Genomic DNA, 24,832 nt, shown 5'->3' on the forward strand with positions numbered 1-24,832 from the left:
ATATTTCTATTCTTACAGAGTACGAGAAGGAGATTGAAAGCAAAGAAATTGAAAAAGTAGTTGGGTTAGATTTTGCGATGGATGGCCTATTTGTCGATAGTGAGGGTGAGAAAGCCAATTACCCTAAGTTTTATCGACAAATGCTTGAAAAATTAGCAAAAGAACAACGTAAACTTTCTCGTAAAAAGAAAGGGTCTTCGAACTGGAATAAACAACGCATTCAGGTAGCTAAAATTCAAGAAAAAGTTGCCAATCAACGTCAGAATTTTCTTCATCATAAATCAAAAAACTTATCGGCGAATTATGATGCTGTTGTGATTGAAGATTTAGATATGAAAGGGATGTCACAAGCTCTAAAGTTTGGCAAAAGCGTCGCTGATAATGGTTGGGGAATGTTCACTTCTTTCTTGCAATACAAACTAAAAGAACAAGGGAAACAACTTATCAAAATTGACAAATGGTTCCCGTCCACCAAAACGTGTTCAAATTGTGGTTCAGTACAAGAAATCAAGTTATCTGAACGTACCTACCAATGTACTTGCGGTCTAAGTCTCCATAGAGATTACAATTCGGCACTCAATATCAAAAAAGAAGGTATTCGCTTATTAGCAAGTACCTAATAAAAATATAAACTTTTGGAACAAGAGGGTTAGCTTGATCCATTTCGTCAGCTGCCAAAAGTGGCGATTACCCAAGAAGCCCCCACTTCAAGCTACCCTTAAGGGTGGTAAGTGGTGGGAGTAGTTCACTCTCCTTTTAAAGAAAATAAGAATATACCCGCCAGCGATAATTAAGTTAAAAAAATGGCAATGGGTTCACCTCTCCTCCAGAACTAAAAATTCTGCACCGAACTCTACATAAACCCCAATTACCGGTAAAGCGAGCTATATACTCGACATCATCGAACACACTCCTTTACCATTAAAGATAGAAACGGAAGGAGATGATTTGTGTGAAAGTACTTGTAGTTGGTGCGAACGGCCAAATTGGAAAACATGTGGTATCACTTCTTCAAGATAGCGACAATTTTGATGCGAAAGCAATGATCCGTAAACAAGAGCAAGTCTCCTATTTTGAGGAATTGGGTGCGGAAACAGCCTTGGTGGATCTGGAAGGTGAAATTGAGGAAATCGCAAAAGCTGCGGAAGGTGTCGATGCCGTCGTATTCACAGCTGGTTCCGGAGGGCATACCGGGAAAGATAAAACGGTCATGATCGATTTGGATGGTGCCGTCAAAACGGTTGAAGCAGCAAAACAAGCCGGCGTGAAACGGTTTGTCATGATCAGTTCCTTTGATACGAGACGCAAAGCCATCCAGGAAGCGAACGAATCATTTGCCCCGTATGTTGCAGCAAAACATTATGCGGATGAATGGTTGAAAGACGCAGATCTGGATTATACGATTATCCACCCGGGCTTCCTCACAAATGATGAAGGAAATAAAAAGGTTACATTTGGAATGGATGTCGAAGCGGGTAAAGTTCCACGCGAAGACATCGCACGAACTATTGTCGCCAGTTTAGAAAATGACTCGACGGTTGGTAAAGAATTTCAAGTCGTGGGCGGCAACACGCCAATTAATGAAGCGATTAAATCAGTGTAAGAAGAGAAGCGGGCAGTTCAATTGCCCGCTTCATTTTATTTTCTCCGATAAAATTCAATTTGCATCTTAAAGCAAAAAGCCTTAATCTGTTTGCCCACAATGTTATTTAAAACAGACCGTAAAAAATCTGAAAAAGTTCAAATGATGATACAAAAATTCCCAAAAATGTGTATAATGAAAGTACAAAAGGTATGAAAAGATTCAATTACCTGAGTGTTTATCTGAAAGTATACTTAAACCAAATAAGTGGTACTTCCTGGAGGTGAGAAGATGAAAATCAACAAGCTGGCTTATTTGGTCATGCTAAATGCATTTCTGGGTCTGTTGCTGGTAATATTCATCGATTATGTTACCCAGGCAGTCAACGACATGGAAAACACGTTTGTGATTGGAGGCATTTTTCTAGTTGTTGGGTGGCTTTTATTTATCGAACTATTCCGGAGAGTCAACCTCTTCCAGAACAATAAGATGGCTGCATCTGTGAAGTTTGCTGGATATGGTTCGTTCGCCGCAGCCATTGCGATTGGTCTGTTTATTATCTGATCAGGGAGATAAAATTTACCCAGCTGCCGTCATACCAGCAGCTGGATAAATACTATTCATTTCTTTCATAGAAACGGATCTTTCTCCTCAGCGCTAGCAGCATATAAACATACAGCAGAATCACCAACGTTGAGAGGACAGTCACAGACACATCTAAGAAATGCCCATCCCACATAAGCCATATCGGCACCTGTGAAAGGATCAGTATGGAAAATATAAACAAGTACACCCGCATCATCCGCTTATAGGATTCCATTACAGACTCCCGATCCGAGTATATTTTTTTAACCCCAGCACGGGACGCATCAGTACGAAAATATTGAAACATATCAGCCCAACCGGTTACATGCTCCCACCCTGCATCCTCAAAAACTTGAAAATAATCCTCACTGGTTCTATGCTGAAAATCAATCTGGTATACATACGATTTACTTTTGTCCTCTTCAAAGGTATAAAGCCCCAGCTTGAATTTTTCCATGTGCAAGCCCTTGGCAGACAGCTCCGTCAGCCAGCGCTCTTCTTTTCCCATCCCTGAAGCTAGAAATAAACGAAACTTCCTAATAGCCACTTTCTCCACCCTCCAATTCACTGATGATCCCGGAAGCATTGTTCACCAATGATTCCAGTCTCAGGTATTCTTTTTGAAGTACATCCTTCCCCAAATCAGTAAGGGAATAATATTTTCGCCGTGCGTCTGAGTCCACGGCAGCCTTTTGAATAATCTGCTGTTTTTCCAGTTTGCTAAGTGCGCCATACAGTGTCCCCGGCCCCATTGTTACCTCACCATTGCTGATTTCTTCCACGTCCTTCATAATTCCATAGCCATGACGGACATGTCTCAGCGAAAGTAAGATGTAATAAGTGGCCTGGGAGAGCGGCAAAAAGGCTTCCGGCTCTTTCATCGCTTCACCTGCTTTGTTGTATCGTGAGTCAATGTATCGTATGTCGATATAATAGCATAAAAGGATTATTGTGGCAATAGTATTTCACAAAAAATCCACCCATCCAGCCAACCGACGATACTGCTTTAATAGATGGATCATTCCTCCTCTTTATTCACTTAGCCTGTCTTTCAGGAAAAAAGAGGAATTTTTATTAAAGTGTCGAACTAGTATACTAAAGTAAGAAAAATTTAAAAAGGTAGGTAAAACCGTGAAAAAGTTTCTTATTATCTGCGTGGTAGCCGCTAGTCTACTGACTGGGTGTTACGAAGGGGAGAATAACAAGGAATACAGCACCCTGCTGGCCGACGAAGATGGCAGGTACGGATTATATATCGTGACAGAGGATGAAGAAGATGCCTTTACAACTGAGTCATTGCTTGAACACGGTATTCGCCCTCCCATAATTGAAAAAACACTGATCCAACCGCCAGAAGACCCGAAATTGGAAGTGGATGAGTATCCTACCTATATGGTATTTGATACTGAGAACAAGATCTTTGAAACGACTAGTAAAGAAGAGGTCATTGATTTTATTTTGGAAAAACAGGAAGAATAGATAAAAACCCTGCGCATTCCAATACCCATGCGCAGGGTTTTTGTGCTAAAGTTATATCTTGCAAATAAAAGAACCCATTTTGAAAAAAGATTAATCAAAATGGGTTCCAATTCATCCCTTGTCTTTTAAAAATTGGCTTATCAAACTTCGATAAGCCAATTCCATACACATTGTATTATTTGGATAATGCGATTTTTATATGGGCTAAGTGGTGCTCTTCGTGCCAAGCTAATTTTGCAACTTTTTCTGCAACCGTTATTTTACCGTTTGTCTGGTGAGTAAAAGCTCGATCTAATTGTTCTTCAGTTAAACTATACCCTAAAGATACGATGCGCTCATTTATACCTTCCAGCAATTTAATAGAAGTTTCTACAGGAAGTTCTGTATCCGGTTGAATGGCCCACTTTTCTTGATCAAAAGCTGGTACTGTTGGGTTCTCATCTGTTAAAGCCAGCTTCAAACGTTGATACATGTTAAGCTGAGAATCTGCAATGTGATGAACAAGCCCGCGAACTGTCCAGCTGCCATCACGATATGTTCTGCTTAATTCCTCATTACTTAATGAGTCAACAGTTTCTCTTAATCGATTCGTGTAAGTTTCGATTTCCTTAAGCCATCCCTGGATATGTTCTAATGATACTTTTTTAGGAACTTGTAATTTCCCAATTGGATATTTTACATCCATTTTTAATCACCTTTCCCTCTTTGTTATCATCCACCCTATATTTTAACATAAATAACTAACCCTACCGCAACATGTCAGCTGCATACTCCAAAAAGCCTAAGCCCGAATCCATTTCCAAATCTCACCGGGCGTAGCATTTTTTCCGTACATTAGAATGCCAGTTTTGAAGATTTTTCCTGCCAGTTTCATGAAGATCCAGACACTTACCACAAGAATTGCCAGGGCAATCACAATCTCTATCCACGGCCATTCCTCCATCGTGGCCAGGCGAAGCAGGATCACACCTGGAGAGGTGAACGGGATATAAGTGCCGACTTGTGCCATTAGACCGGTCGGGTTGCTTAATACCGGGCCGATGAAGATAAATGGCAGGAATGGCAGCATCATCACCATGCCCTGAAAATTCCCGGCGGTGGAAATGTCCGCCATGGTCGCGCCAATGCCCACAAAGATCGTTGCAAATAGCAAGTAGCCTAGGATTGCGATGCCCACGAGCAGAATGAGTTCAGGCACAAACAGGTATTCCAGAACCGGTATATCCAACCGCCAGATGGCTAGTGGCAGCACAACGGCAATGAAAACAGCCACCTGAATCAGGCCAAGCAGGAAGTAACCGATAATTTTTCCTTGCATCAATTCATTCGGTGTTAAAGAAGAGAGAATGATTTCTGCAATTTTATCCTTTTTCTCCTGGGAGGCGCTTTGGAAAATTGCCATCCCGGAGAAGACAATCGAAAGCATGATAATCCCCGCGAACGCTCCGGGTACGAGGCGTTCCAGCATCATACCGGATATGCCACCTTCAGAAGTTTCAGTTGTGCCGCCGTCACCTGCAGCTAATTCCTCCGCGGTCGTCTCCTGGAAATTCACGCCCTGGGTTACTGCAGCCATTTCCTCTTCAGACAGTCCGAGCTGCTGCAGTTGCAGCGCCTGCAGTGGACCGGCTAATGCCTGCAGCTGGCCGGAGAACGACTGGCCGACGCCCTCGCTCGTATAAACTGGCACGGTTCCGCTTTCAGCTACTCGATCATCGAGGATAACATAAGCGGTATTCTCCGCATCCGCCAGCGCACTGCCGATTTCCGATTCCGCTATGTCCGTTTGCTGCATATCCCACGGAAACTCCGCCTGGTTTACGGTTTCTTCCAGCATCTCATATACACCAAGCTGATCTTGGACAAACACCGTGGTGGTGCTGGAATCATCATCCGACCCGCCGAAAATGGTCGGAGCCATAAAGAAAAACAGAAAAATCGCCGGGGTTAAAAATAGGCCGATAATGTATGATTTGTTCTTGATATTCCGCTTAACTTCCCATCTGGCAACTTTCATTGTGTTACGCACTGATCTCACCAGCTTCCTTGAGCATATTTTTGTCTGTTGCAATATCAATGAATATCTCATGCAGCGAAATGCGGTCGATCGATAATTCCTGAATGACCAGGTGATCCGGCAAGTTTTTCAGCCAGACGGACGGCTGGACATCTTTGCTTAAATAGAGGATGGACCGGTCTTCCTCCTGTTCGACACGCTGCACTTCAGGCAAACGCTCCAGTTCCGCTCGTTCATTGCGGCCGCGAATGGTACACTTGAAATTGGCATACTCGGTTTTTACATCATCCATCGTTCCATAAATCACTTTCTGGCCCCGGTGGATCAGAAACAGCCGGTCGGCCATCTCCTCGACCAGGTTCATCTGATGGGAGGACAAAAGAATTGCGGTTCCTTTTTCTGCCAGAAGGCGGATTTCCTTTTTAAATAGCTCCTGGCTAACAGGGTCCAGCCCGGAAAAAGGTTCATCAAGGATCAACAGCTCCGGCTCATGGATGATCGATGCGATGAATTGCACTTTTTGCCCCATCCCTTTGGATAGTTCCTCGACGGATACTTTTTCTTTTCCTTCCAGATCAAATTTCTTCAAATACTCCAGTGCTCGTTCGCGTGCCTTATCGAGCGGATAGTCTTTTAGTTCTGCCAGATAAAGCAGGATATCCATCACCTTAACGTTTTTGTACAACCCGCGTTCCTCCGGCAAATAGCCGATCTTATGCCGTGGGATTTCCTGGGCGGCATTGTTCTGAAAGGTAATTGTGCCTGCGTCTGGATACATAATCCCCATAATATTGCGGATGGTTGTCGATTTCCCTGCACCATTCGGGCCGAGGATCGCCATAATTTCCCCTTTGCGCACATCAAAGGTGATGTCTGAGATGATCTCTTTGTTCTTAAACGATTTTCCTAATCCTTCTACAGCTAACATCGTCTCCATGTTTCTACTCATCCTCTCTAGTTAATAACAGTGTCATAACTTCTTCCAGCTCGAGGCCTGCTTGATTGGCTACGGGCAGCTGATGTTCCCGGAAAAACTGCTCTGCCAGCGCCGGCTGATTGGAGATGACTTGCCATGTGCCGCGGTTGACCTCTCCGGGGATTTGAGTATCCGGCAGTTCAGAACCGAACCAATAGCGCTTATAACCCTCCAGCAACTCCTCTTTCTCAAAATGGCCGATCGCTTTCCCGCTTTGTAGTACGTATAAATAGTCAGCAAGTTTCATAATATTTTCCGACTGATGGCTGGCCATGATGATCGCCCGCTCGCCCTGATCCATCCACTCCGCCAGAATGTCCATCAGGTTCTTCTTGGAAGGGATATCCATGGCAGTGGTTGGCTCATCCAGCAGCAGGAGCGGCGCATTGCGCGGGACAGTGAGCGCAAGCGTTAGCTTTTGCTGCAGACCCTCTGACAGCTTGCTGTAGCGCTTGGTTAACGGCACATCTAACATTGAAATCATTTCTATGAACAATTCCTCATCCCAATTTGGGTACAGCGGGGAAATCAGATCCTTTAACGCATTTCCTGTGAAGGGGTCCCAGCCAACTTGCCGCTGCGGCTGATAGGCAACCTGCTGCTTCCAGTTTTCGTCCGCTCCCTGCACATTTTTCTGGAAAATATTGATCAGCCCTTCATCGGGAGCGGCTAGGTTCATCATCAGCTTCAGAAGTGTACTTTTCCCGGAGCCGTTATTTCCCACAAGGGCGGTGATCGTGCCAGGCTCGATTGTCAGATCAACCGGACCGAGATGGAATTCATCCACTTTCTTTTTCACCTGTTTGATTTCAGCAAATGGCTGCATTGGTTACTCTCCTTTCTTCCGGCGCAGAATTTCCTGGAAAATTTCATTGATCTGCGCAGGTGTATAGTCATAGTTGATAGCCGTTTCCACCGCTTGCTCGAGACTTTCATAGACAGCACTGACTTTAACTTGGTGTTTCATGGAATCCTCGACTTCAGCAACAAACGTGCCCTTGCCTTGGGTGGTCTGGATGAATCCCTGATATTCCAGATTTTGATAGGCGCGCCGGATGGTGATCACACTGATTTCCAGATCCTTGGCCAACATTCGGATGGAAGGAAGAGGCGAGCCTGCCGGAAGCTGACCGCCAGCAATCAGGGCCTTTAGCTGCTTTTCAATTTGATGGTAGATTGGTTCACGTGAATCTTTGGATAAGCGAATGGGCAGGTGCAAGGCAGCCCCTCCTTTCTTCCTTCTAAAAGTGCTGCACTGGTTGGGAGATAATCCTTCTGCTTATAAATAATCGATCTTCTCCATATGGCGCTTCATATATCCGAGCCAATAACGGACACCCAGGTAAGCGAGCAGGAGGGAAGCCGCGGAAGAAAGTAATGGCCAATTCTGGGCAAGTTCGACCGTCAGCTGAACGAGAGCGCGATCCGTAAAGTTGTAAAATAGCCAAAAGAAAGCAAGTGCCCCGCCGGAAAGAAGAATGGTATAAACGGTCATGGTTAGACTGTTGACCCTGTCCCCTGTATCACTTGCCGGCATGATAAAGCCTGCATAGATACTGAAGGAAATCCAGATAACAGAAAATGCGATATACTCACCTGTGGCTATTGTTTCGGCAAACCCGCCTCCGAAAATGTACAGGATCAAAAGCTGCAAAATGAAAAATGGAACAGCAGAAATTGAATAGGCAAGCATCCTGCTTTTTACCAGCATATCTTTGGAAATGGGCAATTGGTTAAGCATGATAAACGTGGGGGAGGCCCAGAGATCCCCACTTATTTTCTGCATTTGAATTTCCTTTGCTTTCATCCAAGATGGATAAAACAGAAACAGCATGATAAAAATCACATCTATAGCGATATTAGATTCAATATGGCTGAAGGTTACTAATATGAAACTGGAAAAGATGCTTATTAAAATAAAGTAGAAAGCTGCTTTAATACTTATGTTTTTCAACTCTAAAACGGCCAATTCCCATACTTGTCTTCGCGTTTGCATGATTCTCCCCTCCTTGTTTGAGCCAGTCGATGTTCAGCTTTGATAATATATGCTGTTTATATGACTGTTATACTGTGTATGTTTATATATACAGTATATAAGATTAGAGAATAATGTCAAGTGGGTTGAAGGGAAGTTTTTAAGCTCTTTTGAGGTTATCCAGGTGAATTCTATTGATAGGAGGTCCGTCAGGGTAATTTGATAGAAAGTCGAGGCATCAGGACGATGTGATGAATAAGCTATGTTCTACCACCTAAATGAAGTTTCTGGTGCGGAGAAGGGAAAGACAGACGTTCACACTTCCGCCATACCTTTGTGACTAACATGTGAAATACTGAACAAACTTATTTTCAATCCAGCATTCTTGTTATAAGATAAAATTGTAAGAAGGAGATCACCTTTTTAATATCAATTGTGAAATACTGAACAAATGAAAAGGAGCTGAATAACATGTTTATGAATTTCATTCGCAATAATAAATTAGTCGCTGCGGTGCTGACATTCCTGAGGGTTTACATTGGGTATCAATGGCTGACGAGTGGTTTTGGTAAGATAACTGGTGGACAGTTCGATGCAAGTGGATTTATTCAGGGAGCGATCGTGAATTCCACAGGAGAAGGAGCCACGGTACAGGCTTGGTGGGGAGGTTTCCTGGAAGCTGTTGTGCTGCCAAACGCTGGATTGTTTAGCTATATGGTTATGTGGGGAGAATTTCTCGTCGGGGCTGCACTGATTCTGGGGATTTTCACTAATTTTGCAGCACTGATGGGGGTCACGATGAATTTCGCCTTCCTATTCAGCGGCACAGTCAGCACGAATGCACAAATGGTAGTCATTACTCTCTTCCTGATTATCGCTGGCTATAATGCTGGGCGGTATGGACTGGACAGATGGGTGATGCCATTCCTGAAAAATCATCTCACCAACCACCGGGAAAAAGAGGAAAAAGATGTTGCGATTGCTTAATGTAGGAAAGCTGGCCTGTGACGGGCCAGCTTTTTTGGTCTAACAAACATACTCTGCCAGTACGCTTTGCACTTTATAAATATTCAGCTGTTTATTGAAAGTTTTGGTGACTGGCTCGCCGCTGCCGGAAACCCAGATATTCAGTTCTGCTTCCAGATCGAATGTGCCGGCTGTTTCCACGGAGAAGCGGGTAATGTTCTTGTAGGGAATGGACTGGTATTCCGCCTTTTTGCCCCGCACACCTTGCTTGTCAATCAAAATCAGCCGCTTGTTAGTGAAAATCATCATGTCGCGGATCAGCTTGTAGGCATGCTCCACATTTTCCTGCCGCGTGAGCAGTTCCTCAATTTCCTTCTCTGCCTTCTTCGCGTCAACCTCGGATGCATTTCCCATCATTCCGTCAAAAAGTGCCATTTAGATTTTCTCCTCTCCTGTTTCTTCCTATTGTACTTGTTCATCTCTAGTGTTGCTATTTTTATGAGGGGGAAATGCCGCAGAAACCAAAGTTCACAAGAAAAATGCCAAAGTTCACACCGAAAATGCCGAAGTCCACAGCCCAGATGCCGAAGTTCACAACAAAGCAGCCAAAGATCGACAATCACTATCAATCACAGCTCGTGACATCCAACTATTCGTCCCAATCACAACACCTTCCCAAAGCCCACACACTCCTGTATAATATATTTCGAGTATCGAAGAAAGGGAGTTATCTACGTGCAGACACAGCCGGAAGTTAAGGCCGATCGCATTTGGACACGGGATTTTGTGTTCATTTGTCTGGCCAATTTTTTTGTCTTTCTCGGGTTTCAAATGACCCTGCCGACGATCCCGCTATTTGTGAAGGAGCTGGGCGGCGGGGACCAATTAGTGGGTGTGGTTGTTGGTATTTTCACCTTCTCGGCGCTGCTCTTGCGGCCATATGCCGGTCACGCCTTGGAGTCAAAAGGGAGACAGTTCGTGTACATGATCGGACTGGTCGTTTTCGTTATTTCCATTGGTTCCTATGCTTTTATCGGCAGTATTGCCATGTTGTTTCTTCTCCGGCTTGTGCAGGGGGCCGGCTGGGGATTTTCCACCACGGCAGGCGGAACCATCGCCACAGATGTCATCCCGCCGAACCGCCGCGGAGAAGGTATGGGTTATTTTGGCTTATCTGGGAATATTGCGCTGGCATTTGGTCCTTCGCTTGGCCTGACATTGGTTGGCATCATTTCCTTTTCCCAGCTGTTTCTAATTTGTGCGGCTTTTGGTCTGATCGCCCTGTTTTTCTCGTCCCGGATTCATTATAAAAAAGTGGAAGACTCCGAGCATAAAACGACGACGGTGAAATTCGACATTTTCGAGAAAACGGCGATTCAGCCATCACTGCTGCTGTTTTTTATTACGACAACATTCGGCGGGATTGCTACCTTTCTTCCATTGCACGCGATCAGTCAGAATGTGCCGGGTATTCAGTGGTATTTTCTCGTTTATGCGATATTTTTAATGATATCCCGAACATTTGCCGGGAAGATCTATGATAAAAGAGGCCATCTTTACGTATTTCCGCCGGGGGCTGTCATGATTATTGCGGCAATGTTCTTGCTTGCCTGGCTGCCGAGCCTGACTGTTATGCTGATTGCCGCCGGGCTTTATGGTCTGGGATTTGGGAGTGTGCAACCGGCGCTTCAGGCGTGGGCGGTGGATAAAGCGGCCGCGAATCGCAAGGGGATGGCCAATGCGACATTCTTTTCTTTCTTTGATTTGGGGATCGGACTTGGCGCCATCACCTTTGGGCTGCTTGCCGCCTCGCTCGGCTATGGATCCATTTATGTGACCTCGGCAGGTTTTGTGTCACTGTCTTTGTGTCTGTATGTTTATTTATACTTCCGTGGACGGCGGAGAGCGAATGCAGGATGATAGTTTAAAAATAGGAGCGTCTCGTTTACAATAGAAGGTAAAGGATACAAAAGCGGAAGCGCCCGTTTAGCGACGTATGGACTGCGCCTGGCTTCGAATCGATGTTGACTTATCGTACGGAGGTGGGGGAAGTTCACTAGTCGCTGGGTGCTGAAGCTGGACTTTTGTAAAGGCAGGGTCAGGGATTTGAGAAAATGGAGCGACATTAATGTTCAAAAATTATTTCCGCCTGTGATTTATCGGCGCGGATTAGAATATTATAACCGGGGAAAAGTCGGGGAACTGGTCTATGATCTAAATCATCATATTTGGGCGGCAACGGTTCGAGGAACGGAGCCTTATTTGGTTGAGATTAACACAGAAAACTTTGAAAGCGGTTCGATTGAAACAACTTGCGATTGTCCGGCCTATGAAACCTATGGATCATGCAAGCATATCGCTGCAGCGCTGATCAAGCTGGTTAACCGGAGCGCGAAACGTGAAGGAAAGCCGAGCCCGCCTGCTGCGAACTATCAATATCAGATGATGGACAATTTTATTCAAGCTTTGAGCGGGATTGAAGACACCACTTCTCAGGAGCATTTGGATATCCTCCCAAAAAAGGTGCCAATGAAAGTGGAGTATTACGTCAAGTGGTCTCCGGCGGCCAGAGAGCTGCAGCTGGAATTGAAAACAGGGGAGACACATGCCTATGTCGTAAAGGATGTCCATGATTTTCTGCGTAATGTGTTTCATGGCAGAGGGCATTATTTCACCGAGAAGTTTACGTACCATCCGGATACGCATTATTTTTTGCCAGAGGATAGAGAAGTGCTGGAGTTACTGCAGGAAATTTACATAAATGAACAGATTTATCAGGGGAATTCTTTTTATGGCTACGGAAACAACAGAGATCGGCGCCATATCACGATTCCGCCGCTTGCTGCAAAAGAGCTGCTGGAAAAACTGGCAGAGCGCTCGTTCACTGTCGAATACGGGCGTACCAGCTATCGGGACGTGCAGACAGTGGAGGATGACTTGCCGTTTGAATTTGCCTTAATGAAAAACGACGAGGGCCAGATGCATCTGCAGCTGGAAGGGGCAAACAGTGCGGTATATTTTGAACCGTATGGCATGCTGTTTTATGATGGAACATTCTATTTTCCGAAAAAAGAGCAGCTGCCGGTGTTACAGCAGGTAAGCCGATTTGGTATGAGCCAGCTGGAACTGCCGATCGCAAAGGCCCAGGCCGACCGGTTTTTGTCCGAAGTGCTTCCATCCTTGAAGAAAATCGGCGGGGTGGAGATTGCTGAAAGTGTCCAGGAAGAGATTATTCAGGTGCCGCTGAAAGCTAAGCTGTACCTGGAGCTGAAAGACGGCTGGATGGTCGGAAAGCTGGAGTACCATTACGGGGAGCATGTCGTTGATCCATTTAATGGAAGAAAGCAGCATGATGTGTTCATTATTCGCGATGTGGAAAAAGAGCAGCAGATCATGCGCTTAATTGAGCATGCCGATTTTCATTATAATGGCAAGGAATTGTACATGGAGATGCAGGAAGAAGAAATGTATGATTTTCTTTATCATGTGCTGCCACTGTTGGATGACTATGTCGAACTGTTCCTGACACAGGAAATTCGCAGCCTTGTGATGGAGAGTGCGCCGGCCCTGAGCACCCAGGTTGGTCTGGAATCATCGAATAACTTATTGGATATTGGTTTTGATATCGAGGGCGTGGATGATCAGGAAATCACCAAGATTATCGAGGCAGTGATTGAGAAAAAACGCTACTACCGGCTGCAAACGGGTGAGTTGATGTCCCTGGAGGGCGAAGAATTTTCGTCCATGCATGCTTTTTTTGACAGCATGAAGCTCGGCGCCCGTCACGTGGAGGAAGATGGCCATATCCAGCTTCCTGTCTACCGCAGCATGCAGGTCGATGAGTTAATCGGGACGGAGACAAAGAGTTATGATCCTGCTTTCCGCAAACTGCTTAATCAGTTAAAACATCCGGAAGAACAGGTGTATGAACTTCCGGAAAATCTCCAGGCATCGCTCAGGAATTATCAGCATACCGGCTACCAATGGTTTAAATCGTTAAGCAATTACCAGCTTGGCGGCATCCTGGCAGATGACATGGGACTGGGAAAAACCCTGCAGAGCATCGCCTATATTGCCTCAGAACCGGGAGAGCAGCCGCATCTGATCGTAACCCCTTCGTCTGTTGTGTACAACTGGAAAAATGAGTGCAGCAAATTCGCCCCGGACTTGGATGTCGCTGTGATGACAGGGTTGCCGCAGGAACGTCATAGCATGATGGAAGAGCGGCAGGGAGCCGATGTCTGGATTACATCCTACGCTACATTGCGGCAGGATATCGAACATTACAGGAATCTGGATTTCCAGACATTGATTTTAGATGAAGCGCAGTTTATAAAAAACCATCTGACCAAAACATCCCGTGCCGTACAGGAGATAAAAGCTGGCCGGCGTTTCGCCCTCAGCGGCACGCCCATTGAAAATTCCATTGATGAACTTTGGGCAATTTTCCAGGTGATCCTGCCATCCTTGCTGCCGCCACTAAAGGAATTCAAAAAACTGTCCAATGAAAAAATCGGCATGCTGACACGGCCGTTTATTTTGCGCAGATTGAAACAGGAAGTATTGAAAGAGCTGCCGGATAAAATCGATACCGTTCAAGTTTCCGAGCTGACTAAGGAGCAGAAGGATTTGTATGTCGGCTATCATCGCCAGCTGCAGCATGAGACCGCGCAGACAATGCAGCAAAATTCCTTCAACCAGAACCGGATGAAAATTTTGGCCGGACTTACACGGCTGCGCCAGCTCTGCTGTCATCCGTCGCTATTTATTGAGAACTACGAGGGCCAGTCTGGTAAGCTGGAGCAGCTAATGGAAACCATTGACAGTGGTATTGAAAATGGCAAGCGAATGCTGATCTTTTCCCAGTTTACCAGCATGCACGAGATCATCATGCAGAAACTGGAAGAAGCTGGCATCGACTACTTTTATCTCCATGGCGGCACCGCCTCCGAGGAGCGTGTGGCGATGAGCGAACGGTTTAATCAAGGAGAAAAGCCAATCTTCCTGATCTCCCTGAAAGCAGGCGGCACCGGACTGAATCTGACAGGAGCCGACACCGTGATTCTGTATGATCTGTGGTGGAACCCAGCCGTCGAGGACCAGGCAGCCGGAAGAGCCCACCGCTTCGGTCAGAAAAAAGTCGTGCAGGTGATCCGCCTGATTACAGAAGGAACGATTGAGGAGAAAATATACGAATTGCAGCAGAAAAAACGTGAACTCATCGATCAGGTAATCCAGCCTGGTGAAACGATGTTAACCAGCTTGAGTGAAAATGATATTCGGGAGTTGCTGAGTATTTAAGGAAGAGGCACGGTGGTGTCTCTTTTTTTGTGGGAAAGGGAGCTGCTTAAGCAGAAGCCGAAATATCATCGAGAGATCCGTTCTCTCAGGGGCAAAAGTAGCTGGCTGATTGCTCAAAATGCATTAGAGAGTGGTTCTCACGTGCAAAACGGGCGGGATGATTGCTCAAAATGTATTAGAGGAGCATCCTCAACGGCAAAACAAGCTGTATGAGCGCCCGAAACGCAGTAGTGAGTTGTTCTCAAGATTAAAAGAGACCGACTGGAAGCCTAATAAAAAGAATTGATGATAGGCCAGTTCCACTGGACAAAAGTGTCCGCTAGACTCCTCGAAATGTCCAGTAGCCCGCCTCTACTGGACAAAACTACCCACCAAAGCGCCCGAAATGTTCAATAGAACAAACCGATCCGCACCCCAAATGGTTATCATTGCATTAAACAGGGAATAGATAAATAATCATGCAAAGAAGGGATGTTTACACGATGCCAACACCAATCCATGCCTATTTCAAATCAGAAAACGACGCAGAGTCTGCAAATGCGGCCCTGCAGCGGCTGCGTGTGAAGAACATTACGGTTGAAGAAATACCGGAGTCCGGGCGAACCATCACTGTATTGCCGATTTTTCATGGAGGGGGAGGCACAGTGGGCGGCACTGTAGGAGCAGCACCGACGCAGGATAACTCCGAACTCTCCGGCAAAGACAATGGCTCCGTCACTCATTTGCTGGAGGGAGAGGTCGAGGAATCTGATTATGATGAGGCGACACGGATATTGAGTGAAAATAACGGTTATGCCAGGAATGAATCATAAGAAAAAGCCAGACTCCTCAATGTCTGGCTTTCCCCATGCTGCGCTCCCAAGCAAATTCACTGATTTAACGTAAACAGCTTTCTCGGCCGACCTTTTACATATGGTTTTTCCTCGCCGACCGCCTTAATGACTTCTCCGCTCAGCATTTTATTGATCGTCCGCTCGGCGCTTCGTTTGGTGACACTATAATAAGCTGCGATATCACTCGATGAAAATGGCTCGTTATTGCGGGTCTGGATAAAGTCGATGAAATTATAGGACAGCTCATTGTTCAAGCGAGCTTGATGAATCAGCGCCTGATAAAGTTTGGATGTGTTGAACGGTTTGCGTATACCCAGCGGGCCGATGATATCCTGCCTGTCATTCACGATATAACAGCTGCTGTCCACTGTCTGGCTGCATTTTTCCATTGCCAGCTTAGCATGGTCGACCGCCTGTCCTGCTGTCAGTCCCAGCCCGAAGCCAATATCGACTTTTGTATCCAATTTCCGTTCAATCTCCCTGTTCAGCGGGAAGTCGCGGAAATGGTTGGTGATATGATCCAGAACTCCGCGCGTTCCAAATAAAATAAAATCCTGATTATGGCCAGGCACAACGGAAGCAGAGGTTTTTTTAGCAAACTTTGTCAGAATCTCCTCCAGCAGCTGAAAAAGGTATTCGGCTGCTGCGGTGCCCTGCCGCTTTTTTATCTCCTCTATGTCCTTAATACGAACATAACCGGCGACAATCTGTGCGCTTTTGCTCTTATTTAAGGTAGCAATGGAAGACGATTCTGCCACGGCCAGTTCAATATTGCGCTCAGGAATGATCATCGGAATTGTCGGGATAGCTAATTTCCTCAGCTGCTGCTCTACCTCTTGGATAGAGGTCACAGCATAATCAATTTTCCCGGTTTCCCAATGCTGCCGGTGATGCTCGACAATACTGTCCAAATCTCCAGCTGGATCTTTTCCATAGCTGCAGGCATAAATGGATTGATCACTGATGTTAAGTTCACGAAGCACTTCCTCTACATGAGCGGCGTCAAGGACATCAATCGACATGCGTTCCAATTTGCGCATATGGTGATTCTTGATACGGTAAAAAGTACTCAGGATCATATACTCATCAAATGCCACTTGAATAGCAGGGAGTCGCTTTTTAATGATTTTCTCCCGCGCGTAAAGATAGGCAAGCGGCTCGGAAAACAAATAAATGTCACACATGAAAGCCTTTTCAATTAGTTCTACAGCTGCCTCCGCTTTTTCATAATTGAAAGCAATCACCTCCATATCTTCGTTGGTCTCGGCTTGAGTCACTACACGTGAGGTGATTTCTTCCCTGCCGAATACAGCAATTTTCGTTTTCATCATCCCGCCCCTTTCCAGTCCCCTGTAAACCTTTTTATACCATGTTAAAGAATTTTCGTAAAATTGTCAAGTTGTATTGAAAATTATTTGATAGATTTATAGATTGTAACTCAGAATTTTATGGTCAGAAAACTAAACAATTTAGCCCAAAGAGACAACTGCCAGTTGATTATTCTGTATCCAAACGTTAAGAAGTTGGTTGATGAGGAATTCATTTTTGCAGATGTTCTTGCCGACGCACTATATATGATAACAATTTCAGAATCATTCCCATAGACGGCAGGAATTTTGCCAAATGCAGGCTGGAAGTTTATTAAGGAAAATCACAGGGAAAAGAAAAGTTTTCCTCAGAACACTGATTGGGAGGGCGTAAACGAAGGGTCCCTCCCTTTGCAAGAACGTTCCCGCCCGCGGAAAGCGAAAGGTATTTCCGCAGCGGCAGGATATGTCTCATTTTTAGATGAAAACAAACAAAAGCCCCCAGCACAAAGCCAGGGGCATAATAAACAACTATCTCGTCGGCTGATGTTCGCCCGATTCGATTTCTTCCATATAATGACAGGCTGCTTGATGGCCGCCTTTCAAATAATCGGCCTGCCGAAGCTGTGGTGTTTCGTTCACACATTTTTCTGTCGCAAATGGACAGCGTGTGTGGAAACGGCAGCCTGTTGGCGGGTCAATCGGTGAAGGCACATCGCCTTTTAAGGTGATCCGCTCGCGTTTTCTTTCCATATCCGTACTCGGGATCGCTGAAAGCAATGCTTTGGTATATGGGTGCTGCGGGTTCGAGAACAGCGACTTTTTATCGGCAATCTCGACAATTTTACCCAAATACATTACGATAACCCGGTCAGAGATATGGCGAACGACACCCAAATCATGGGCAATGAACAGGTAGGTCAGATTAAAATCTTTCTGAAGCTTTTTCAGCAGATTGATGACCTGTGCCTGGATCGACACGTCCAATGCGGATACTGCCTCATCGGCAATAATCAGTTTTGGATTAACTGCCAGAGCACGGGCAATTCCGATCCGCTGCCGCTGCCCGCCGCTAAATTCATGGGGCATACGGTCAATCTGATGGGGACCCAGGCCGACTGTATCCATTATCTCTCTGATTCGAGCTTCCCGGTCTTTTTTCGGTACAACCTTCTGGATTTCCATCGCTTCATTTAAAATTTGCCGAACTGTCTGGCGCGGGTTGATCGAGGCGTATGGATCCTGGAAGATAATTTGCATATTCTTCCGCTCTTTGTTCATCCGTCTTTTATTAAAGGAAAGCAGGTCCTCACCATCAAATTCAACCTGCCCGCTGGTTGGCTCATCTAAACGGAGAATGGCCCGGCCAGTGGTTGATTTCCCGCAGCCGGATTCGCCGACAATACTCAACGTTTCACCTTCATAGATGTCGAAGGTGACTCCGTCTACTGCTTTTACATGATTTACTGTCCGACCCAGAATTCCTCCCTTAATTGGGAAGTGCTGTTTTAGATCAGTAACTTTTAGAAGTTCTTTGGGCATCTACATTCACCTCCGGATCGCCGTCCCATTGATCTGAATAAATCCAACAGCGAATTTGATTTCCTTTTTCGTCTGTCTCAAGTGCTGGCAGATTTTCTCTGCAGAGGTCTGTCGCAAATGGACAGCGCGGGGCAAAACGGCAGCCCTTTGGCATATCTGCCGGACTTGGGACCTGGCCCTGAATGATAGGCAGTTCTCCTTCAATATCATGATCAGAAGGGGGAATTGAATTTAATAGTCCAACAGTATATGGGTGTTTCGGTTGTTCAAATAATGTTTTCACATCCGCATACTCCACAATTTGACCGCCATACATTACCGCAACATAATCACAGACTTCGGCAACTACACCAAGATCGTGGGTAATGAGCAGAATCCCCATTCCCAGTTCTTCCTGCAGCTGATTCATCAAGTCGAGAATCTGCGCCTGAATGGTCACATCCAATGCGGTGGTTGGCTCATCGGCAATCAGGAGATCCGGGTTGCAGGCGAGCGCAATGGCAATCATCACACGCTGTCTCATCCCGCCGGAAAGCTCGAAAGGATATTGGTCAATTCGCTTTTCCGGGGAAGGGATGCCGACCAGTTTCAGCATCTCAATGGAGCGCTCTCTGGCTTCTTTCTTTCCTAATCCCTGGTGGATTTTATAAGACTCGCTGATTTGCTGTCCAACGGTATATGTCGGGTTCAGCGAGGTCATTGGTTCCTGGAAGATCATTGAAATTTCATTTCCGCGGATTTTGCGCATTTCCGTCTCTTTCTTGTCTACCAGGTTTTCACCCTTAAATTTAATCTCTCCACCAACAATTTTACCTGGATCTTCAATTAATTTCAGGATGGAAAGGGCGGTGATACTCTTTCCTGAGCCGGATTCACCGACAACGCCGAGTGTTTTCCCTTTTGGAAGAGTGTATGTTACACCGTCAACTGCTTTGACTTCCAGATCCTCCGTGAAAAAGGATGTGCGGAGGCCATTGATTTCCAGTATATTTTCAAAGGAATTATCCTTTATTGACATCAGGTATTCACCATCCTTGCTTTCTAGTATACTACTAAGCGGCTGCTTGCTTCAGCTAAGGTGTCTCAAAAACTTTAGACTACGGTGCTGAAACAAGCAAACCATGATTATTCCAAATCAATCCGTTTGTTCACAAACTGATAGGTGATATCAACGAGCATGTTGACAAATACAAACAACAGGGCAACGACTAAGATGGTTCCCTGGACAACAGGGAAGTCACGCGCCAGGATGGAATCAATAATTAATCGTCCCAGCCCGTTGATGGCAAAAACTGTTTCGGTCAGGACGGTTCCGCCAAGCAGACCGCCGAACTGCAAACCAGTTACTGTAATAACTGGAATTAGCGCGTTTTTCAGCGCATGCTGATAAACGACAACTTTTTCTTTTACCCCTTTTGCCCGAGCTGTCCGGATGTAGTCCTGATCAAGAACATCGAGCATGCTGGAACGGGTCATCCGAGCGATAACGGCTGCACCACCTGTTCCGAGTGTAATCACAGGGAGCAGCACTTGATCAAGATTTCCCCAGCCGGATGGAGCAAACCAGCCAGTCGATTCAAAGAATGGCACCCAGGCCGGCAAGTCAATTCCGATAGCAAACCACTGGATGAGCATCAATCCAAGCCAGAAGTTCGGCATAGATAAACTGAATAAAGCGAGAATCATTACACCCGTATCAATAGACGTATTTCTTTTTGTTGCAGCGATAATACCTGCAATCAACCCCATAAAAATACTTAATATGGTACTGTAAATCGCCAGTTCGACCGTCACCCAAAAACGGGCGCTGATTTCAGCGGTTACGTCCCGGCCGCTGCGGATAGATTCACCCAGATCCCCCTGTAGGGCATTTCCAAGAAAAGAAAAATATTGCACCGGCAGCGGGTCATTTAATCCCAAGCGTTCTTCTATTGCTTCAACTGTTTCTTCCGGAGCACTTTCTCCTGCCATGATTACTGCAGGGTTACCTGGTACGAGGTGCATCATACTGAACACTAAAATAGAGACCCCGATTAACACCGGAATAGTTTGAATGATTCTTCTGACAATAAATTTAAACAATGTCCATGCACCCCTTTCTAGTCTTTCATTTTCGGATCAAGTGCATCTCTTAATCCATCTCCAAGTACGTTAAATGCCAATACGACAGCAACTATTGCAAGACCAGGGAATAATGCCACATGCGGTGCACTGTAGAGATAGTTACGCCCGGCACTCAGCATCGCTCCCCATTCGGGTGACGGCGGCTGTGCACCAAGTCCCAGGAAGGAAAGCCCGCTTGCTGAAATAATTGCAATTGCAATGCTCAATGTTGCCTGCACAATGATTGGGGAAGAAACATTAGGAAGAATATGTTTGAATAAAATCCTCGAATCGCTTGCTCCCAATGCTTTTTGTGCGTCAATGTACTCCAGCTTTTTGACTGACAGGGTGGAACCCCGTACAATCCTCGCAAACACCGGAATAGAAGAGATAGCGACCGCGATAATCACGTTGATGATTGACCCGCCAAGAATACTTACGATGGCCAAAGCCAAAAGGATACCGGGAAAAGCAAGCAGGATATCCATCAAACGCATGATTACCGTATCAATTTTCCCGCCGTAATAACCGGATATGATGCCAAACAGCACCCCAACTGTTGCCCCTAATGCAACAGCAGCAAATCCGGTGCCTAAGGTTATCCCCATACCGTGGATAATTCGGCTGAAGATGTCACGGCCGAAATGATCGGTGCCAAACCAGTGCTCTGAGGATGGAGGAGCAAGTTTGTTTACAACATCCTGTGTGTCATAGTCATACGGAACAAGATGGGGTCCGACCAATGACACGATAATGAAAAAAAGAATTAGAAGTCCCCCGAGTACCGCATTGCGGCTCTTGCGGATTTTCTTGAACGTGTTTTTTGCGTTCTGAAACCGCGGATTCGGTGGCTTTATAGACGTCTGTGGGTTGTCTATTGTCTGAATTTGTTCACTCATAGCACCTTATCTTCCTTTCTCGACAAATTATTACATATTTCGACAAAAGCTATATAAGCTATATTGCTAGATTATATCATGAATAAATAATTTTACAATATGTGATTTTAGAAAACTGCCTGTAAAATCAAGGGAATTAGACGTTTCATTGAGTGAGAAAATTTTTATATTATATATATGAAACAATCCAAGTAAATTTCTAAAAAGATTAAAAAGTCCTTGTTATTTTTGCTTTCATCGTATATATTGTTATTAACGTAGATCTTTACATACTTGTAAAGTCTAGTAATAATTTTAGGGGGTTAATACGCATGAAGATCTCAAAAAAGCTGCTGCTCTTGATGATGGTTGCGTTGACTGCTTTGGTGCTTGCTGCATGTGCAAGTGAGCCTGATGAAAGCGGCGACACTTCGGATGATGCAGGCAGCGGTGATACCGCAGACAGCGGAGAAGGCACAGAAGGTGAAGGATCAGGCGGCGGCGATTTGGTCATCGCGAACACATCTGACGTAGTATCATTGGATCCTGCCGGTTCAAATGATGTTCCTTCAAGTGATGTTCAATCGAATATTTATGAAACGCTTGTAAAACAGAACATGGATATGGAACTGGAGCCTGAGCTTGCCACTGAGTGGGAAGCAGTAGAAGATAATGTCTGGGAATTTACCCTTCGTGAAGGCATAACATTCCATGACGGTTCCGAATTCAATGCAGAAGTTGTTAAAATGAACATTGAGCGTGTGATGGATGAGGAGGTAGCCTCACCTCGTGCATTCCTTTACAGCATGATAACAGAAATCGAAGTGGTGGATGATTATACCGTCCGTTTCCACACGGAGTATCCTTTCTCGCCACTGCCGGCACATTTGGCCCACAGCGGCGGTTCAATGGTTTCCCCAGAGGTAATCGAAGCTGATTATGCTGCAATGGAAGAAGGGGAAGCGCCAGGAAGTGTAATTAACGAAAACCCGGTCGGTACCGGCTATTTCAAATTTGAAAGCTGGACGCTTGGACAGGAAGTTGTTCTTACCAATAATGAAGACTACTGGGGCGAGCCGGCAAAGCTTAACTCGGTAACATTTAAAGTTGTACCGGAAGACCTGACTCGTCTTGCGGAGCTGGAAACGGGCGATTCTCATATCTCCAACCCGTTAAGCCCGGCAGATGTGGCACAGATAGAACAAACCGATGGACTCAGCGTGATGAGACAGAACAGTGTCAGCACAAACTATATCGGATTCAACATGAGTAAAGAGCCATTCGATGATGAGCGTGTTCGTCAGGCGATTTCCATGGCAATTGACAAAGAGCAAATCATTGAAGGTATTTACAATGGTGTAGGTATTCCTGCAAAAGGGCCTTTGGCACCACCGGTATTTGGTTATGACGAAAGCCTTGAACCGCTTCCATATGACCGGGAAAGAGCACAGGAATTATTGGCAGAAGCAGGGTATGAAGATGGTTTTTCCACTACGATCTGGACAAATGACAACCGTCAGCGAATTGATGCTGCAACAAATGTCCAATCGCAGCTTTCGGAGATTGGTATAGACGTGGAAGTGGAAATCCTGGAATGGGGTGCATACCTCGAGCAAACAGCAAATGGCGAACATGATATGTTCATACTTGGCTGGTCAACGGCAACCGGGGATGCGGACTATGGATTGTATGCCCTGTTCCATTCCAGCATGGTAGGTAATCCGGGTAACCGTACTTTCACTGAAAATGAAGAACTGGATGCACTTCTGGATGAAGGACGCCGTGAATCTGATCCGGAAGCACGTTTGGAAATCTACAGTGAAGCACAAGAAATGCTTATTGACATGGCTCCATGGATTTATCTGCTTCACTCCGAGTACTTGCTTGGTGTGAGTGATCAGGTGCAAGGACTGCAGCAGTACCCTACACAAATTCTGGATCTGCAAAACGTAACGCTTGAAGAGTAATAGTGTAATAGAATAATAATAAGCAGGGGCAGTCTCCCGGAGTGAGATTGTCCCTGTTTTCTTTCCAAACAACGTGTGCAATAGTTCGAACGTCGTTGCTTTAATTGGAAGGATTAAGCATAAAGAAATAGAAAATTACTAGGATTATCAAGATTAGATTGACAACTTGATAGCTTTCCGTGTAAAATAACTTTGTCTTAACATCTAAAAGGGGGTATAGTGTATGATAAAGAAAAAAAGCGCTTTCTATGCAGTCCTGCTGCTGGCGTTAGCGATGCTGCTGGCTGCATGCGGCGGTGGCAATGAAGGTGGAGAAGAAGGCGGCGGTTCTGCCGAGGGCGGAGAAGAAGCACCTGAATTCCTAAGCATGTTAACTGGTGGAACAAGCGGTACATACTATCCACTGGGCGGGGAAATGGCGACAATTATTACCGAGGCAACTGGTATTCAAACGGATGCGCTTTCTTCCAATGCATCTGCGGATAACGTAGCAGCGCTTGCTGCAGGAGATGCACAGCTTGCGTTTGTACAGACAGACGTTATGACCAATGCTGTAGAAGGAATTAACGCCTTTGAAGGGCAAGCGGTGGATAACGTGCAAGCCGTTGGGTCCCTTTATCCGGAGACAATCCAAATTGTAACAACTGCTGATTCGGGGATTGCTTCTGTGGAAGACTTGGAAGGAAAAACTGTTTCTGTAGGTGCTCCTGGTTCGGGAACCTATGTAAACGCAGAGCAAATCCTGGAAGCGCATGGTATAAGCATGGATGATATTGAGGCACAGAACCTCGACTTCGGAGAATCCACAAGCGGAATTCAGGATGGCCAAATTGATGCAGCATTCATTACGTCCGGCACACCAACCGGGGCGGTTGAAGGACTGTCTGCACAAGTAGATATTTCCATTGTACCGATTGCTGAAGAAAAAATAAATGAACTGGTCGAACAGTATCCTTATTATGCTTTGGATACGATAAGTGCCGGAACGTACGGACTTGAAGAAGACGTAACAACAGTAGCCGTTCTGGCGATGCTTGTGGTAACCGAAGACATTCCGGAAGATACTGTCTATGAACTTACCAAAGCCATCTATGAAAATGCAGGGGACATGGCGCATGCCAAAGCGGAAATGATCACCCTTGATACAGCATTGGATGGTGTCGGAATTGAACTGCACCCAGGTGCACAGCGTTACTATGATGAAGAAGGCGTAAGTCAAGAATAACAAAAATAAGAATGTTTGATTAGAGAAACCGGCCGGCTGTCGACCCCGCGTGTGGGAATGGCTGCCGGCTGTTTCTTTCCTGAACCAAATCAGGCT

General features: G+C 45.6%; 24 protein-coding genes. 10 read left to right on the top strand and 14 right to left on the bottom strand.

Annotated elements, in window-relative coordinates:
• The 3 genes from CEG13_RS00005 to CEG13_RS00015 form a co-directional block, all read left to right on the top strand.
• On the top strand, positions 1–620 hold a 620-nt coding region (locus CEG13_RS00005), incomplete at its 5' end, for an RNA-guided endonuclease InsQ/TnpB family protein (protein ID WP_143469635.1).
• A 323-nt stretch (positions 621–943) separates the two neighbouring features.
• On the top strand, positions 944–1,603 hold the full coding sequence (locus CEG13_RS00010) for an SDR family oxidoreductase (RefSeq protein WP_100009728.1): 660 nt from the start codon (positions 944–946) through the stop codon (positions 1,601–1,603).
• 270 nt (positions 1,604–1,873) lie between these two features.
• Positions 1,874–2,146: a hypothetical protein gene (locus CEG13_RS00015; protein WP_100009729.1), complete on the top strand. Its 273-nt coding sequence runs from the start codon at positions 1,874–1,876 to the stop codon at positions 2,144–2,146.
• A 52-nt stretch (positions 2,147–2,198) separates the two neighbouring features.
• On the opposite strand, the gene CEG13_RS00020 is transcribed toward CEG13_RS00015, so the two are convergent.
• A complete protein-coding gene (locus tag CEG13_RS00020) occupies positions 2,199–2,714 on the bottom strand; it encodes a DUF2812 domain-containing protein (RefSeq protein WP_158234617.1) in 516 nt (171 codons plus the stop codon).
• Positions 2,704–3,048, bottom strand: a complete 345-nt coding sequence (locus tag CEG13_RS00025; protein ID WP_100009731.1) for a PadR family transcriptional regulator — start codon at positions 3,046–3,048, stop codon at positions 2,704–2,706. Before CEG13_RS00025 ends, CEG13_RS00020 begins: the two co-directional genes overlap by 11 nt.
• A gap of 250 nt (positions 3,049–3,298) precedes the next feature.
• On the opposite strand from CEG13_RS00025, the gene CEG13_RS00030 reads away from it, so the two are divergent.
• Complete coding sequence (locus tag CEG13_RS00030; RefSeq protein WP_100009732.1) at positions 3,299–3,646, top strand: hypothetical protein; 348 nt, start codon at positions 3,299–3,301, stop codon at positions 3,644–3,646.
• A 175-nt stretch (positions 3,647–3,821) separates the two neighbouring features.
• Here the strand turns inward: CEG13_RS00030 and CEG13_RS00035 are convergent, their stop codons facing one another.
• The 6 genes from CEG13_RS00035 to CEG13_RS00060 form a co-directional block, all read right to left on the bottom strand.
• Positions 3,822–4,331, bottom strand: coding sequence for a YfiT family bacillithiol transferase (locus CEG13_RS00035; RefSeq protein ID WP_100009733.1), 510 nt, complete (start codon positions 4,329–4,331; stop codon positions 3,822–3,824).
• 96 nt (positions 4,332–4,427) lie between these two features.
• The gene (locus CEG13_RS00040) at positions 4,428–5,675 is read right to left on the bottom strand and encodes an ABC transporter permease (RefSeq protein ID WP_100009734.1); all 1,248 of its coding nucleotides are present in this window, start codon (positions 5,673–5,675) and stop codon (positions 4,428–4,430) included.
• The gene (locus tag CEG13_RS00045; RefSeq protein WP_100009735.1) at positions 5,668–6,600 is read right to left on the bottom strand and encodes an ABC transporter ATP-binding protein; all 933 of its coding nucleotides are present in this window, start codon (positions 6,598–6,600) and stop codon (positions 5,668–5,670) included. Before CEG13_RS00045 ends, CEG13_RS00040 begins: the two co-directional genes overlap by 8 nt.
• 4 nt (positions 6,601–6,604) lie before the next feature.
• Complete coding sequence (locus CEG13_RS00050; protein WP_100009736.1) at positions 6,605–7,465, bottom strand: ATP-binding cassette domain-containing protein; 861 nt, start codon at positions 7,463–7,465, stop codon at positions 6,605–6,607.
• Positions 7,466–7,468: 3 nt separating this feature from the next.
• A complete protein-coding gene (locus tag CEG13_RS00055) occupies positions 7,469–7,858 on the bottom strand; it encodes a GntR family transcriptional regulator (RefSeq protein WP_100009737.1) in 390 nt (129 codons plus the stop codon).
• Between the two features lie 60 nt (positions 7,859–7,918).
• Complete coding sequence (locus CEG13_RS00060) at positions 7,919–8,635, bottom strand: hypothetical protein (protein ID WP_100009738.1); 717 nt, start codon at positions 8,633–8,635, stop codon at positions 7,919–7,921.
• A gap of 450 nt (positions 8,636–9,085) precedes the next feature.
• Between CEG13_RS00060 and CEG13_RS00065 the strand changes: the two genes are divergently transcribed.
• Positions 9,086–9,601 (top strand): DoxX family protein, encoded by a 516-nt coding sequence (locus CEG13_RS00065; protein ID WP_100009739.1) that lies wholly within the window; start codon positions 9,086–9,088, stop codon positions 9,599–9,601.
• Positions 9,602–9,640: 39 nt separating this feature from the next.
• Here CEG13_RS00065 and CEG13_RS00070 read toward each other — a convergent pair whose 3' ends face one another.
• On the bottom strand, positions 9,641–10,015 hold the full coding sequence (locus tag CEG13_RS00070) for a PH domain-containing protein (protein ID WP_100009740.1): 375 nt from the start codon (positions 10,013–10,015) through the stop codon (positions 9,641–9,643).
• A gap of 300 nt (positions 10,016–10,315) precedes the next feature.
• Here CEG13_RS00070 and CEG13_RS00075 point away from each other — a divergent pair, with 300 nt between their 5' ends.
• The 3 genes from CEG13_RS00075 (at position 10,316) to CEG13_RS00090 (ending at position 15,693) form a co-directional block, all read left to right on the top strand.
• Positions 10,316–11,500 carry an MFS transporter gene (locus tag CEG13_RS00075; protein WP_239984518.1) on the top strand — a complete coding sequence of 395 codons (1,185 nt, stop codon included), beginning with the start codon at positions 10,316–10,318 and terminating at the stop codon, positions 11,498–11,500.
• Positions 11,501–11,686: 186 nt separating this feature from the next.
• Positions 11,687–14,881, top strand: coding sequence for a DEAD/DEAH box helicase (locus CEG13_RS00080; protein WP_100010522.1), 3,195 nt, complete (start codon positions 11,687–11,689; stop codon positions 14,879–14,881).
• A 482-nt stretch (positions 14,882–15,363) separates the two neighbouring features.
• Positions 15,364–15,693, top strand: a complete 330-nt coding sequence (locus CEG13_RS00090; protein WP_100009742.1) for a hypothetical protein — start codon at positions 15,364–15,366, stop codon at positions 15,691–15,693.
• A gap of 56 nt (positions 15,694–15,749) precedes the next feature.
• Here CEG13_RS00090 and CEG13_RS00095 read toward each other — a convergent pair whose 3' ends face one another.
• From CEG13_RS00095 to nikC, 5 genes are all read right to left on the bottom strand, one after another.
• The gene (locus tag CEG13_RS00095; RefSeq protein ID WP_239984519.1) at positions 15,750–17,045 is read right to left on the bottom strand and encodes a hypothetical protein; all 1,296 of its coding nucleotides are present in this window, start codon (positions 17,043–17,045) and stop codon (positions 15,750–15,752) included.
• A 507-nt stretch (positions 17,046–17,552) separates the two neighbouring features.
• Positions 17,553–18,563 (bottom strand): ABC transporter ATP-binding protein, encoded by a 1,011-nt coding sequence (locus CEG13_RS00100; RefSeq protein WP_100009744.1) that lies wholly within the window; start codon positions 18,561–18,563, stop codon positions 17,553–17,555.
• Positions 18,535–19,581 (bottom strand): ABC transporter ATP-binding protein, encoded by a 1,047-nt coding sequence (locus tag CEG13_RS00105; RefSeq protein WP_100009745.1) that lies wholly within the window; start codon positions 19,579–19,581, stop codon positions 18,535–18,537. The genes CEG13_RS00100 and CEG13_RS00105 overlap by 29 nt, the downstream gene beginning before the upstream one ends.
• Before the next feature lie 107 nt (positions 19,582–19,688).
• Complete coding sequence (locus CEG13_RS00110; protein ID WP_100009746.1) at positions 19,689–20,645, bottom strand: ABC transporter permease; 957 nt, start codon at positions 20,643–20,645, stop codon at positions 19,689–19,691.
• A 17-nt stretch (positions 20,646–20,662) separates the two neighbouring features.
• Complete coding sequence (nikC, locus tag CEG13_RS00115; protein WP_100009747.1) at positions 20,663–21,565, bottom strand: nickel transporter permease; 903 nt, start codon at positions 21,563–21,565, stop codon at positions 20,663–20,665.
• A 311-nt stretch (positions 21,566–21,876) separates the two neighbouring features.
• On the opposite strand from nikC, the gene CEG13_RS00120 reads away from it, so the two are divergent.
• Together CEG13_RS00120 and CEG13_RS00125 are read left to right on the top strand one after the other, a co-directional pair.
• Complete coding sequence (locus CEG13_RS00120; protein WP_100009748.1) at positions 21,877–23,511, top strand: glutathione ABC transporter substrate-binding protein; 1,635 nt, start codon at positions 21,877–21,879, stop codon at positions 23,509–23,511.
• Positions 23,512–23,734: 223 nt separating this feature from the next.
• The gene (locus CEG13_RS00125) at positions 23,735–24,736 is read left to right on the top strand and encodes a TAXI family TRAP transporter solute-binding subunit (RefSeq protein ID WP_100009749.1); all 1,002 of its coding nucleotides are present in this window, start codon (positions 23,735–23,737) and stop codon (positions 24,734–24,736) included.
• Positions 24,737–24,832 lie beyond the last annotated feature (96 nt).

The organism is Lentibacillus sediminis, assembly GCF_002763455.1.
In the GTDB taxonomy this organism is placed as follows: domain Bacteria; phylum Bacillota; class Bacilli; order Bacillales; family Amphibacillaceae; genus Lentibacillus_D; species Lentibacillus_D sediminis_A.

Bases quoted from the DNA above. Each gene is read 5' to 3' on its own strand.
- CEG13_RS00010 (WP_100009728.1), top strand. From the start codon at position 944: ATGATTTGTGTGAAAGTACTTGTAGTTGGTGCGAACGGCCAAATTGGA.
- CEG13_RS00015 (WP_100009729.1), top strand. From the start codon at position 1,874: ATGAAAATCAACAAGCTGGCTTATTTGGTCATGCTAAATGCATTTCTG.
- CEG13_RS00025 (WP_100009731.1), bottom strand. From the start codon at position 3,048: ATGAAAGAGCCGGAAGCCTTTTTGCCGCTCTCCCAGGCCACTTATTAC.
- CEG13_RS00035 (WP_100009733.1), bottom strand. From the start codon at position 4,331: ATGGATGTAAAATATCCAATTGGGAAATTACAAGTTCCTAAAAAAGTA.
- CEG13_RS00045 (WP_100009735.1), bottom strand. From the start codon at position 6,600: ATGGAGACGATGTTAGCTGTAGAAGGATTAGGAAAATCGTTTAAGAAC.
- CEG13_RS00050 (WP_100009736.1), bottom strand. From the start codon at position 7,465: ATGCAGCCATTTGCTGAAATCAAACAGGTGAAAAAGAAAGTGGATGAA.
- CEG13_RS00060 (WP_100009738.1), bottom strand. From the start codon at position 8,635: ATGCAAACGCGAAGACAAGTATGGGAATTGGCCGTTTTAGAGTTGAAA.
- CEG13_RS00065 (WP_100009739.1), top strand. From the start codon at position 9,086: ATGTTTATGAATTTCATTCGCAATAATAAATTAGTCGCTGCGGTGCTG.
- CEG13_RS00070 (WP_100009740.1), bottom strand. From the start codon at position 10,015: ATGGCACTTTTTGACGGAATGATGGGAAATGCATCCGAGGTTGACGCG.
- CEG13_RS00090 (WP_100009742.1), top strand. From the start codon at position 15,364: ATGCCAACACCAATCCATGCCTATTTCAAATCAGAAAACGACGCAGAG.
- CEG13_RS00095 (WP_239984519.1), bottom strand. From the start codon at position 17,045: ATGATGAAAACGAAAATTGCTGTATTCGGCAGGGAAGAAATCACCTCA.
- CEG13_RS00100 (WP_100009744.1), bottom strand. From the start codon at position 18,563: ATGCCCAAAGAACTTCTAAAAGTTACTGATCTAAAACAGCACTTCCCA.
- CEG13_RS00105 (WP_100009745.1), bottom strand. From the start codon at position 19,581: ATGTCAATAAAGGATAATTCCTTTGAAAATATACTGGAAATCAATGGC.
- nikC (WP_100009747.1), bottom strand. From the start codon at position 21,565: ATGAGTGAACAAATTCAGACAATAGACAACCCACAGACGTCTATAAAG.
- CEG13_RS00120 (WP_100009748.1), top strand. From the start codon at position 21,877: ATGAAGATCTCAAAAAAGCTGCTGCTCTTGATGATGGTTGCGTTGACT.
- CEG13_RS00125 (WP_100009749.1), top strand. From the start codon at position 23,735: ATGATAAAGAAAAAAAGCGCTTTCTATGCAGTCCTGCTGCTGGCGTTA.